The sequence below is a fragment of the Granulosicoccus sp. 3-233 genome (assembly GCF_052681095.1).
In genome coordinates this window covers 868,952-880,805 of sequence record NZ_JBQYLE010000001.1, presented here as the reverse complement: position 1 = coordinate 880,805, position 11,854 = coordinate 868,952, and the positions used below count along the sequence as shown (strand labels likewise).

Annotated in this window: 13 protein-coding genes; 7 read left to right on the top strand and 6 right to left on the bottom strand. The window is 58.0% G+C overall.

Annotation, left to right across the window (positions count from 1 at the left end):
* Positions 1-24 precede the first annotated feature (24 nt).
* The gene (gene acs / locus ACUNV4_RS03800) at positions 25-1,965 is read left to right on the top strand and encodes an acetate--CoA ligase (protein ID WP_430877166.1); all 1,941 of its coding nucleotides are present in this window, start codon (positions 25-27) and stop codon (positions 1,963-1,965) included.
* A gap of 89 nt (positions 1,966-2,054) precedes the next feature.
* Here the strand turns inward: acs and ACUNV4_RS03795 are convergent, their stop codons facing one another.
* Both ACUNV4_RS03795 and msrB read right to left on the bottom strand, forming a co-directional pair.
* Complete coding sequence (locus tag ACUNV4_RS03795; RefSeq protein ID WP_430877165.1) at positions 2,055-2,597, bottom strand: TlpA family protein disulfide reductase; 543 nt, start codon at positions 2,595-2,597, stop codon at positions 2,055-2,057.
* A 2-nt stretch (positions 2,598-2,599) separates the two neighbouring features.
* The gene (msrB, locus tag ACUNV4_RS03790; protein ID WP_430877164.1) at positions 2,600-3,001 is read right to left on the bottom strand and encodes a peptide-methionine (R)-S-oxide reductase MsrB; all 402 of its coding nucleotides are present in this window, start codon (positions 2,999-3,001) and stop codon (positions 2,600-2,602) included.
* Between the two features lie 62 nt (positions 3,002-3,063).
* On the opposite strand from msrB, the gene ACUNV4_RS03785 reads away from it, so the two are divergent.
* From ACUNV4_RS03785 to rfbG, 5 genes are read left to right on the top strand one after another with little or no spacing between them, the layout of a single operon-like run.
* Positions 3,064-3,606 carry a Smr/MutS family protein gene (locus ACUNV4_RS03785; protein WP_430877163.1) on the top strand — a complete coding sequence of 181 codons (543 nt, stop codon included), beginning with the start codon at positions 3,064-3,066 and terminating at the stop codon, positions 3,604-3,606.
* Between the two features lie 3 nt (positions 3,607-3,609).
* Positions 3,610-4,914 carry an NAD(P)H-dependent oxidoreductase gene (locus ACUNV4_RS03780; protein ID WP_430877162.1) on the top strand — a complete coding sequence of 435 codons (1,305 nt, stop codon included), beginning with the start codon at positions 3,610-3,612 and terminating at the stop codon, positions 4,912-4,914.
* A gap of 6 nt (positions 4,915-4,920) precedes the next feature.
* A complete protein-coding gene (rfbF, locus tag ACUNV4_RS03775) occupies positions 4,921-5,694 on the top strand; it encodes a glucose-1-phosphate cytidylyltransferase (RefSeq protein ID WP_430877161.1) in 774 nt (257 codons plus the stop codon).
* 3 nt (positions 5,695-5,697) lie between these two features.
* Positions 5,698-6,222 (top strand): dTDP-4-dehydrorhamnose 3,5-epimerase, encoded by a 525-nt coding sequence (rfbC, locus tag ACUNV4_RS03770; protein ID WP_430877160.1) that lies wholly within the window; start codon positions 5,698-5,700, stop codon positions 6,220-6,222.
* A gap of 10 nt (positions 6,223-6,232) precedes the next feature.
* Positions 6,233-7,303 (top strand): CDP-glucose 4,6-dehydratase, encoded by a 1,071-nt coding sequence (gene rfbG / locus ACUNV4_RS03765; RefSeq protein ID WP_430877159.1) that lies wholly within the window; start codon positions 6,233-6,235, stop codon positions 7,301-7,303.
* Between the two features lie 15 nt (positions 7,304-7,318).
* Here the strand turns inward: rfbG and ACUNV4_RS03760 are convergent, their stop codons facing one another.
* Positions 7,319-8,269 (bottom strand): DMT family transporter, encoded by a 951-nt coding sequence (locus ACUNV4_RS03760; RefSeq protein WP_430877158.1) that lies wholly within the window; start codon positions 8,267-8,269, stop codon positions 7,319-7,321.
* Between the two features lie 129 nt (positions 8,270-8,398).
* Here ACUNV4_RS03760 and ACUNV4_RS03755 point away from each other — a divergent pair, with 129 nt between their 5' ends.
* A complete protein-coding gene (locus ACUNV4_RS03755) occupies positions 8,399-9,013 on the top strand; it encodes an exopolysaccharide biosynthesis protein (RefSeq protein WP_430877157.1) in 615 nt (204 codons plus the stop codon).
* 150 nt (positions 9,014-9,163) lie between these two features.
* Here ACUNV4_RS03755 and ACUNV4_RS03750 read toward each other — a convergent pair whose 3' ends face one another.
* The 3 genes from ACUNV4_RS03750 to ACUNV4_RS03740 form a co-directional block, all read right to left on the bottom strand.
* Positions 9,164-9,724, bottom strand: a complete 561-nt coding sequence (locus tag ACUNV4_RS03750) for an NADPH-dependent FMN reductase (protein ID WP_430877156.1) — start codon at positions 9,722-9,724, stop codon at positions 9,164-9,166.
* Positions 9,725-9,847: 123 nt separating this feature from the next.
* Positions 9,848-10,972, bottom strand: a complete 1,125-nt coding sequence (locus ACUNV4_RS03745; protein WP_430877155.1) for a porin — start codon at positions 10,970-10,972, stop codon at positions 9,848-9,850.
* Positions 10,973-11,347: 375 nt separating this feature from the next.
* Positions 11,348-11,854, bottom strand: a 507-nt coding sequence (locus ACUNV4_RS03740) for a hypothetical protein (protein ID WP_430877154.1), incomplete at its 5' end; no start/stop codon positions are given.

The window sequence follows — 11,854 nt, the reverse complement described above, 5'->3', positions numbered from 1 at the left end:
TCAGCCTTAAAGCAAGACCTGCGTATGTCGACAGATCATATCTACCCTGTTCCTTCCGAACTGGCGGATTCTGCTCATGTGAATGAGGATCGCTACGAGGAGATGTATGCCCACTCCATCGAAGATTCCGATGGATTCTGGGCCGAGCAGGCTGAGGAGTTCATCGACTGGTTCAAGCCCTGGGACACCGTCCAGGAGTGGGATTTCCACAAGGGGGACATTCGCTGGTTCAACGGTGCCAAACTCAATGTGGCCTACAACTGCCTGGATCGACATCTGGAGAAAAGGGCCGACCAGACGGCCATCATCTGGGAAGGCGATGATCCTTCCGAGTCACGTGAAATCACCTATGGCGAGCTGCACGACGAGGTCAGCCGTTTTTCCAATGCCCTGAAAGGTATCGGAATCAAGAAAGGCGATCGCGTCTGCATCTACATGCCCATGATCCCGGAAGCGGCCGTGGCCATGCTCTCCTGTGCACGTATCGGTGCCATTCATTCCATCGTCTTCGGCGGCTTCTCGCCCGATGCGCTCAAGGATCGCATCAAGGATGCAAACTGCTCGCTCATCATCACGGCCGATCAAGGCCTGCGCGGTGGACGCAAGCTGCCGCTCAAGGCCAATGCCGACATCGCCTGCGAGCAGAGCGACTGCGTCAAGCGCATGGTGGTCGTCAAGCGTGGCGGCGATGACATCGAATGGAAGGATGGCCGCGATCTGTGGTATCACGAACTGATTTCCGGCGCCTCCAATGATTGCCCGGCCGTGGAGATGGACGCTGAAGATCCACTGTTCATCCTGTACACATCCGGCTCCACCGGTACCCCCAAGGGTGTCCTGCACACCAGTGGCGGCTACATCCTGTATGCCGCGGCGACGCACAAATACGTGTTCGATTACCAGGACGGCGAGGTCTACTGGTGTTCGGCCGACGTCGGCTGGGTAACCGGCCATTCCTACATAGTCTATGGTCCGCTGGCCAATGGTGCCACCACACTCATGTTCGAAGGTGTGCCCACCTACCCTACCGTCAGCCGCTTCTGGCAGGTCATCGAGAAACACAAGGTCAACACCTTCTACACTGCACCCACTGCGATCCGTGCGCTCATGGCGCAGGGCGATGAGGCCGTCACCTCTGTCGACAGAAGCTCCCTGCGACTGCTCGGCAGCGTGGGTGAACCCATCAACCCGGAAGCCTGGGAATGGTACTACCGCGTGGTGGGCGACTCACGTTGCCCGGTCGTCGACACCTGGTGGCAGACAGAAACCGGTGGCATTCTGATCACCCCTCTGCCCGGCGCCACAGCGCTCAAACCGGGTTCGGCAGCCAAGCCGTTTTTCGGTGTCGAGCCGACACTGGTGGATGAGGAGGGCAATGTTCTGGAGGGGGCGACCAGTGGCAATCTGGTCATTGCCAGGCCCTGGCCCGGCATGATGCGCACGGTCTACGGCAATCACGAACGCTTCCGCGACACCTACTTTTCCATGTATCCGGGCTACTATTTCACCGGTGATGGGGCACGTCGCGATGAGGACGGTTACTACTGGATCACTGGTCGTGTGGATGATGTGCTGAACGTTTCCGGGCATCGTCTGGGAACCGCAGAAATCGAAAGTGCCCTGGTGCTGCATGAAGCCGTCGCCGAAGCCGCGGTCGTGGGTTATCCGCACGATATCAAGGGTCAGGGCATTTATGCCTATGTCACCCTCATGAACAATGCCGAACCCAGTGAGGAACTGAAAGCCGAACTGGTCAGACACGTCCGGTCGGAAATCGGCCCGATTGCCACCCCCGATCTGCTGCAGTGGGCACCGGGCTTGCCCAAGACACGCTCGGGCAAGATCATGCGTCGTATCCTGCGCAAGATTGCCGAGAATGACGTCTCGACGCTGGGTGATATCTCGACGCTGGCCGACCCCGGCGTGGTAGACGGTCTGGTGGAACATCGGGCCAACCTGGTCTGAGTCGACAAGGCGGCGAGTAGCCGTTGACTATCCCGGCAGCCGTCGATTCGAGCGAACATCGACGTTGCCGGTGTCAGCAGCCGCTGAGCTCAGTTCGATGTCTCGACAGATGCGGCGTCGTCAGTCGATTCGCGCAGCTCGAGCACCTTCTCAAGCAGAACGGGATCATCCCATTCCCGGGGACCCAATGCTTCATGCACCACCTGGCCTTGAGAATTGACGATCAACGTCGTAGGCAGGGCCATGACTGACCAGTTGTTCAGGCTGTTGACATCGCCAAGCAGCGTCGGAAAATCGATGGGAATCTTCTTCAGGAAGGCATCGACGGCCTCCTGACCTTCCCCGGCGTTGATGGCGAGCATGCCCACACCCTCAGACTCGAGCGCTTGCCAGGCGGCATTCATCGACGGAATCTCCTCGACGCAGGGTGGACACCAGGTTGCCCAGAAATTGATGACCCACGGCTTGCCCAGCAGACGCTCCGCCTGCCACTGCCCGTCGCCGACCGACGCCAGATCGAATGTCGGCAGCGCCCGGTCGACATCATCCAGCAGTGGTTCCGCAGCCAGTGTGCTGGATGCGAACAACGCCAGAGAAAGGCTCAAGGCCCCTGTCCATACAGAGACTCTCATGCTCACTTGCGCTCCTTGAAATCCAGCGACGCCGAGTTGATGCAATAACGCAAGCCGGTCTTGTCTGGCGGGCCATCGGGAAACACATGCCCCAGGTGTGCACCGCAGGCATCACACATGACCTCGGTGCGTTGCATGCCCATTGAATTGTCCGCCTCTTCCTCGATGACCTCCTCCTTGGCCGGCTGATAGAAACTGGGCCAGCCGCAGCCGGAATCGAACTTGTGCTCGGACTCGAACAATGGCTCTCCACAACAGATGCACACATAGGTGCCATCGGCCTTGTGGCCGTCGTATTCACCGGTAAACGGTGCTTCGGTCCCCTTTTGCCGGGTTACCCGGAACTGCGTGGGCGTTAACGTTCTGGCCCATTCTTCAAGTGATTTCTCTACCTTTCGTGCCACAAGTCTCTCCCCTGAAATTGGTTTGTCTGCCAGCCTACTCACAGACCCCGTATAATGGGGGTGTGAGCGCAAAAAAAACAGTCAGCGACGACGACATGGCCATGTTCCGCGAGGCCGTTGGAGAAGTGCGCTCGGTGAACAACGACCGGGTTGAAGACGAAAAACGACCACAGCGTCCTCTGCTCAGACATACCGAGCAGGACGATCGTTCCGTGATGCAGTCTCTGCTTGATGATCTGAGCGAGTACGACCTGCTCGAGACCGGCGAGCATCTGTCGTATACCCAGCCAGGCGTACAGCGATCGGTGCTGAAGAAACTCAAGAGTGGCCGCTATTCGGTGCAGTCGGAGATCGATCTGCACGGCCTGACGGTCAATGAAGCCCGTCAGGAACTCGCCGACTTCCTGCACGCCGCGCAGGAGCGCCGGCATCTCTGCGTCCGTGTCATCCATGGCAAGGGACGCAAGAATGCCGAACGCGCGCCACGTCTGAAACCGGCCGTCAATCAGTGGCTGCAACGCAATCGGCAGGTCCTGGCCTTTTGCTCGGCCCGAATGAACGATGGCGGCACCGGTGCCGTCTACGTACTTTTAAAGCGAATCTGAACCTTGATAATCCTCGATACAGCTCTGCAGCGGCGTGCCGATGCAGGCCAGCCCATACGCGTTGGCATCGTCGGCGCAGGCGCCATGGCTCGCGGTGTGGCGCTGCAATTGTTGAAGTACTGCCCCGGCTTTCACCTGGCCGGCGTCAGCAACCGGCATGTTGACGGAGCACGGCGCCTCTACAACGAGGCAGAGGTGCTGGACCTGATCACGGCCACTCATCAGCAAACGCTGGATGATGCAGTGCTTGCCGGCAAACACTGCATCATGGAAGATCCGCACCTGCTGTGTGCCTGTCCCCATCTCGACGTCATCGTGGAGATCACCGGCGCCGTGGAATTCGGTGCGCATGTGGTCATGGATGCCATCGCCCATGGCAAGCATGTCGTCATGATGAATGCAGAGTTGGACAGCACGGTCGGGCCGATTCTGAAAACCCATGCCGACAAGGCTGGTGTGGTGCTGACCAATGTCGATGGCGATCAACCCGGCGTGCTGATGAATCTCTACCGTTTCGTCAAGGGTATCGGCGTCAAACCGGTGCTGTGCGGCAATATCAAGGGCCTGCAGGACCCGTATCGTACTCCGACCACTCAACAAGCCTTTGCCGAGCGCTGGAAGCAGAGCGCACCGATGGTCACCTCCTTTGCCGATGGCTCCAAGATTTCCTTCGAACAGGCACTGGTTGCCAATGCCACCGGCATGCGGGTTGGCCAACGTGGCATGTTCGGCCCTACCGTGGACAATGGCGAGCACATCAATGATGCCGGCAACTGGTATCCGCTCGATCTGACGCAGCACCCTACCGGCATCGTGGATTACGTGGTCGGCGCCAGTCCTGCACCCGGCGTATTCGTACTCGGCACCCACGACGATCCGGCGCAGCAGCATCTGCTCGAACTCTACAAACTGGGTACCGGACCGCTGTACGCCTTCTACACCCCCTACCATCTGTGTCATTTCGAGGTCCACAACACCATCGCCCGGGCCGTGCTGTTCGACGATGCCGCAATTGCACCAACCTTTGGTCCCTGCGTGGATGTCATTGCCACCGCCAAACGCGATCTGAAAGCCGGAGAAACCATCGATGGCATCGGGCACTACATGACTTATGGTCAATGTGAAAACGCTGATGTCGTACACGCCGACAGACTGCTGCCCATCGGCCTGGCCGAAGGTGCCGTGCTGTTGCGAGATCTGCCACGTGACACCTGCCTGACACTGGACGATGTGCGCCTGCCGCAAGGCCGGCTGGTGGATCAGCTGCGTGACCAGCAAAACGAACGATTCTTCAACAAACAGGCTTAGAGCATAGTGAAAGCAGTCATTCTCGCCGGTGGGCTGGGAACTCGCATCAGCGAGGAAACCAACATTCGCCCCAAACCCATGGTGGAAATCGGTGGCATGCCGATCATCTGGCACATCATGAAAACGTACTCGCACTTCGGTGTGCACGAGTTCGTGGTGCTGTGTGGTTACAAGGGCCACATTATCAAGGACTTCTTTGCCAACTATGCCATGCGCGCCTCATCAGTGGAGATCGACCTGAACGATGGCTCGATGAAACTGCTGGATCCGGTGCGGGAACCCTGGAAGGTCACACTGGTGGATACCGGCGAATCCACCATGACCGGCGGACGCATCAAGCGCGCCAGACCCTATATCGGCGACGACACCTTTCTGCTGACATACGGCGATGGCGTCAGCAACGTCAATATCGATGAACTGCTGGCCGCTCACCGGCAGGATGACTCCCTCGTCACCCTCACGGCTGTCCAGCCTCCGGGACGCTTCGGTGCGCTGGCGCTGGGAGAATCGCAGACCAAGGTCACGCAGTTTCTGGAAAAACCCGAAGGCGACGGCGCCTGGATCAACGGCGGCTACTTTGCCGTGGAGCCTGAGGCCATCGATTTCATCGACGGTGACGAGATCTCCTGGGAACAGCAGCCTCTCAGTGGCATTGCACACCAGGGCAAGCTCAGCGCCTACAAGCACAAGGGATTCTGGCAGCCGATGGATACCCTGCGTGACAAACAGTACCTCGAGTCACTGTGGCACGACAGAGCCGCCCCCTGGAAGGTCTGGTAGATCATGCAGTTCACACCGACAGCACTGGAAGGTGCGATGATCGTCGATCTTCAGCGGCTGGAAGACGAGCGCGGATTCTTTGCCCGCTCCTTCTGCCGTCAAGAGTTCGAGCAGCTGGGGATGAACAGCGACGTGGTGCAGGCCAATGTGTCGTTCAATGTGAACAAGGGCACTCTGCGCGGCATGCATTATCAGGTGGCGCCGGCTCTGGAGACAAAGCTGGTCCGCTGCACACGCGGGGCCATCGTCGATGTCATCGTCGACATGCGCGAGTCCTCTCCGACCTATCGCCAGCATATTGCGGTGGAGCTGAGCGCCGAGAACCGTCGCGCCCTGTTCGTGCCTGCAAACTTTGCCCACGGATTTCAGACACTGGAGGATGATTCCGAGGTCATGTACCTGGTGTCGGGTTATTACACCCCCGAGTGTGAACGGGGCTTGCGCTACAACGACCCGGCCCTGAACATCCAGTGGCCTGTACCCGTGCAACACATGTCCGACAAGGACGCACAATGGCCGCTACTATGAGCTTGCGATCATGAACGATACCTTCTGGAAGGGACGACGCGTCCTGCTTACCGGCCACACCGGGTTCAAGGGGAGCTGGCTGGCCCTCTGGCTGTCGTCACTGGGAGCCCGTGTTCACGGTTATGCACTGGCACCTGACACCGATCCGAGCCTGTATCAGCTGGCACGTGTCGACGATCTGCTGGATTCGACCATCGCCGATATCCGCGATCGTGATCAGCTTGAACAGTCCATGCAGGCGGCGCGGCCCGAGATCGTGCTGCACCTGGCAGCGCAGCCTCTGGTCAGGGAATCGTTCAGGGATCCGGTAACAACCTTCGACACCAATGTCATGGGCACCATCAATGTGCTCGAAGCGGTACGTCGCTGTGAAACGGTCAAGGCTGTGCTTGTCGTCACTACCGACAAGTGCTATCTGAACCGGGAATGGGACTGGGGCTACCGCGAAAACGAAGCTCTCGGCGGCCATGATCCTTACAGCGCCAGCAAGGCCTGCACCGAACTGGTCGCTCAATCATGGCGCCTGTCCTTCATGGGGGAAGGCGGTGAGGACGAGCGACGTTGTGCCCTGGCCACCGCCCGTGCCGGCAATGTCATCGGTGGCGGTGACTGGGCCAGGGACCGCCTGGTTCCCGATCTGCTCGATTCCATTGCCGGCAACCAGGATCTGGTGCTGCGCAACCCGGAAGCCATACGTCCCTGGCAGCATGTTCTCGAGCCATTGGCAGGCTATCTGATGCTGGCCGAAAAACTCTACCAGGAAGGTGATCGCTGGGCCCAGGCCTGGAATTTCGGTCCGCATGACGCCGATGCTCGCAGCGTATCCTGGATCGTCGAACAGTTGATTCGGGAATGCAACAGCTCGACCCAGTGGCGCCGTGAAACCGCAGCCCAACCTCACGAAGCCCAGCACCTGAAACTCGATTGCTCAAGGGCCCGGCAACAGCTGGGCTGGAATCCGGTCTGGGGACTCGACCAATGTCTCCGGGAAATCGCTGCCTGGCACGCGGCATGGGTGGCTGGCGACGACATGCAGCAGTTTTCCTTGCAGACCATCGAACGTTACCGCAACAACCGCTGACCTCAGCCGCAAACGTCAGGACGCGCTGCGCCGGGTTTTTCGCCGGCGCAGCCGCCAGAGTCGTCCATCGATGGCAGACAACCCGACACCGATCAGCAGCATGCCCAGAAAATGCGCTGATTCCAGTCGCTCGTGCAGGAAGCTGTAGCCCAGAAATATGGCAGATACCGGGATCAGAAACGTCACCAGCAAAAGGTTTGACGCACCCGCCGAAGCCAGGATGCGAAAATACAGGATATAGGCCAGCGCCGTTGACAGCACCGCCAGAGCAATCAGTGCCAACCAGACAGTCACTGAAGGCATCGGCAATGACAGCGGCCGGTCGACATACAATACCAGCGGCAGCAGTAGCAGTGTCGACAGGCTCACCTGCCCCGTTGCCGCCATCACCGGACTGATACCCATGCCCTTGAAGCGTCGCCCGAACACGCTGGCCAGCCCATAGGACAGAGCTGCACCGACTATTGCCAGCTGCGCCAGTGTGTCCGCTCCCAGACCTTGCAAGGCCGAGGGACCGATCATGACGACGGTGCCACTGAAGCCGAAGAAGACACCCAGCAGCTTCATCCTGGTGAATCGCTCGTCGCTGAGCAGCAGACCGGCCAGCAGGACACCGAACAGCGGTGTCGTGGCATTGAGTATGGATGCCAGTCCCGACTCGATATGCGTCTGTCCCCAGACTATCAGCGTGAACGGTATGACGTTATTGAGTATCCCCATGATCAGCAGCGCCAGCCATGCAGCGAATGACCCGGGTAGCGGCACGCGCATGAGCATCACGACACTCCACAGTACCGCAGCAGCCAGGGCAACTCTGATCAACACGATGGTCAGTGGTGGCAGAGCCGACACTGCCACACTGACGAAGAAAAACGAACCGCCCCAGAGAATCGACAAGGCGGCGAGCATCAACCAGATTCCGGCCCCCATGGTCGTGCTGATTCCTGTTCCGTCTGGTGTCGTCATTGTGAAAGCTTTTGTTGAGCAGTGGCGATATCATGCACTCCAGAATGATCAACGTCTTCCCATTTTGTGTTTTCGGAGTCTGTATCAATTGCAACAGACAGTTCCACAGCTCTCAGACAATATACTCGCGTGAATACATCAGAAACATCTGCAGAGACACACGATCAAGCCATGCGCCTGAGCGACATTGCCGGCACCTTGAACGACCTGGCACAGGAGGATGACTCGGTTTCCATCGGCCGTGTGCTGGAGAAGTTGGGCAACCGCGGTTACGCGCCCTTTCTGATCGTGCCTGCTGCGCTGGAAATCAGCCCCGTTGGGGGACTGCCCGGCGTGCCGACATTTCTGGCCTTCATCGTCATACTGGTTGCCGGACAGATGTTCCTGGGGCGCAACCATCTCTGGCTGCCGAAAATACTGCGCAATCGCTCACTGGGTAGTCGCAAGCTGTCCGGGGCACTGGAGAAAATCGATCCTGCCATCAACCGCATGGATCGCTGGTTTTCGCACGAGAGACTCTCGTCACTGACGCAGTCCCCGGTTACCAATCTGGCAGCGCTGGCCTGTATTCTGCTGGCGATGACCGTCCCCCCCCTGGAGTTCATCCCCTTTGCGAGTACCGCTCCGATGGCAGCCATTGCCATGATCGGCATTGCCCTGCTGGTACACGATGGCTGGCTGATGCTGGCAGCCCTGACAGTCTCCATACTGTCGTTCACCACGGTTGGCATACTGTTGAACTAGCCTACAGCGAGAGCATGAACTCGAAGAGGCAACTCCAGTCTGGCGTGATCGAGTACTGCCGGAACTGCGACGGATGTCGCGACAACACCGGTCGGAAAAACCCTGATTACACCATGCTTGCGTTTTGAGCGACGCCCCGAAGCGCTTTCTTCAAGGCAGGGATGCCAGCAATCGATCCACCAGAGCTCCCAACGTCCTGGACGAAGTTTCGTTCACGAGTTCGCCCTCATCATCGAAGGCCTTGTAGGCACCCGGCAGTGTTGCAAATCCCGGCACGACCTCGAAACTCAGCTCGGCGAGAAAATCCCGCAAACGAGGTATGACCCGCACTCCACCCAATCCTCCGGGTGATGCTGCGGCAATGGCTACCTTTTTCCCTTTGAAAGCAGCGCAGGATGCCTCATCACCTTCCGGTCGCGATGCCCAGCTCATCACATTCACCAACAACGGTGGTATGCATCCATTGTATTCCGGCGAGACGATGATCAGAGCATCATGCGAAGCACACAGCGCCTTGAATGACTGCATGGTGGCCGGCAGACCATCCTGTTCTTCGATGTCACCATCGTAGACCGGTGCCGGATAATCGGCGAGGTCCAGCAGCGTGACTTCCGCACCGGCGGCGCCAGCACGACTGGCGGCGACAGCGGCCAGCTTCTTGTTGACAGAGTCCTTGCGGGAACTACCGGCAAATACCAATATCTTTTTCATGGTTATCGTGACAACCCTCAGGTGACCAGTTCAGATAGTCGATGGTAACCCATAACACCACGATGCCTCCCACCAATGCACTGTTGGCGGGAGGCTGTCTCATGGTCGAGGATTCGCTCTGGATCAGAACAGGTAGGCTGCACCTACCGCGATGCCATCACCCAGGTCATCTTCCCTGTCGTAGTATGCCGCTTCGACATAGGTATACAACGCTGGCGTGATTTCATAGGTCGTCCCCACCACCACTTCATTGAAGGAATCGTCGCTTCCGTCTGCAGCACCGCCAGCCAGATTGCTGAACTGTGTATCGCCGACATCGACGAACTGATAGGTGCCGTAGATATCGCCCTGACCGTAGTGATAACGTGCCGCCAGAGCGTATCGACTTTCGTCAGCAACGAAATCATCATCTCCGGAATTGTATTGTTCCAGTTTGACGGCCAATCGCAGATCGTCGTTGACGGTGTACTGAACGCTGAGACCGAACTGGTCTCCCGCGTCAAAGCTGCCTGCTGCAGCGCCGTTGGCGTCCAGGTTCTGTCGGCCGGTCACATCGCCATCGTAGTTGTCCAGAGAGTCGTAAACGAAGGCAACGCGAACCGGTCCTGTCGTGTACTCGGCGCCACCGAAGAATGCCGCCTTGTCCGAATCTGAAATGTTCTCGCTCTCCGAGCTTCCCTTGAACTGAAACCCGGCCGCAATTCGAAAACCGCTGAAGCTGGGAGAAACGTACTGAAACTTGTCCCCTTCTCTATCGGTCGATGTATCACCCAGCGTCGTCACACCACTGATCCCCTGTATGGCCCCATTCGAGTCGGACACGTCGAAGAATTCGTTGTTGCTTACGGGATCCTGCACCCAGTCATCGATCAAGGCATCCCAGGATCCGACTCGGCCGTCGCCAAAATTTCCTTTCAGACCGAAATAGGCCTGATCACCGGTATCCAGGCCATTGCCCGTCTTGATTTCATCGGCATCGGATTCGAATTCGTACTTGAAATAGGCAGTCAGATCGTCATTGACCGAATGCTCGCCCTTGAATCCGAGGGTCGAACCATTGTCGCCGAATTCATTGCTGGCATCGACATCACCACTGCCATCAGGCTGCTGCAGACTCCAGAATGCGAATTGCAGATTGCCGTACACGTCGAAGCTCGTGCCATCCTTGTTGAGAATTTCCGCAGAGTAGGCATTGGAACCGAAACTCAAGGCACCGACTACAGCGGTGGTCACTAAAGATTTTTTCATTGTCCTGATTTCCTGTTACATCGTCTGGCAGCGAGGAGCGCTGTCTTCTGTCTGCAAAGCCCGTCCGCTTTGCAAGCCGCAGGAAAATATTGGTCTCACATCATTTCGTCATGCTTGCTGGGATCTTACCGATTGTTAAAGTGCAAAAATCGACTGAACGTTGTCGCATACCATGTGGACAGCCGGAGAACCATCGCAACGGTCGGGCAATGATCGAATCAGGCAGCATTCGACGCAGAATACGTGACGGCATTACTGTCAAGGCGAGGACAATGCAAGGGGTCATCGGATCACCAAAGCCTTGTTTTAGCGGGAACTTCAAGGGCAACGATCCATTCAGGCAGGTGGCATCCATACTGCAGACGAACGGTTCGTTCACTCAGTCTTGCGAGATCCCCATCGAAAAACCTTCTTGACCCAGGACACGACCTTGCGGGTCCAGCGCCTTACAAAGCCTTCCTTCACAACTGTCTGTACGTCGTGTTCACTATCGACGTCAGCACTGTTTGTCTCTGCCTCGGCGACAAGCACGATGTCCCGCTCATCCTCGACACTGATCAGTGCACTGGAGCCGACCACACCTTCTGATTCCCGCAGCTTTTCGACCGCCGGTTCCCCCGGTTCGCCAATCAGCGATTGTGCTTCTGGCGAGCCAGCAGCACTCGGTGCTTCAGGTGCTTCAGGTGCTTCAGGTACTTCAGGCACTTCAGGCACTTCAGGCACTTCAGGCACTTCAGGCACTTCAGGCACTTCAGGCACTTCAGGCACTTCCGGCACTTCCGGCACTTCCGGCACTTCCGGCACTTCCGGTACTTCCGGTACTTCCGGTACTTCCGGTACTTCCGGTACTTCCGGTACTTCCGGTACTTCCGGTACTTCCGG

Excerpts from the sequence above, each read along its gene's own strand:
- ACUNV4_RS03745 (WP_430877155.1), bottom strand. The coding sequence starts at position 10,972 with ATGAAAAAATCTTTAGTGACCACCGCTGTAGTCGGTGCCTTGAGTTTC.
- ACUNV4_RS03750 (WP_430877156.1), bottom strand. The coding sequence starts at position 9,724 with ATGAAAAAGATATTGGTATTTGCCGGTAGTTCCCGCAAGGACTCTGTC.
- rfbG (WP_430877159.1), top strand. The coding sequence starts at position 6,233 with ATGAACGATACCTTCTGGAAGGGACGACGCGTCCTGCTTACCGGCCAC.
- ACUNV4_RS03760 (WP_430877158.1), bottom strand. The coding sequence starts at position 8,269 with ATGACGACACCAGACGGAACAGGAATCAGCACGACCATGGGGGCCGGA.
- ACUNV4_RS03795 (WP_430877165.1), bottom strand. The coding sequence starts at position 2,597 with ATGAGAGTCTCTGTATGGACAGGGGCCTTGAGCCTTTCTCTGGCGTTG.
- rfbC (WP_430877160.1), top strand. The coding sequence starts at position 5,698 with ATGCAGTTCACACCGACAGCACTGGAAGGTGCGATGATCGTCGATCTT.
- acs (WP_430877166.1), top strand. The coding sequence starts at position 25 with ATGTCGACAGATCATATCTACCCTGTTCCTTCCGAACTGGCGGATTCT.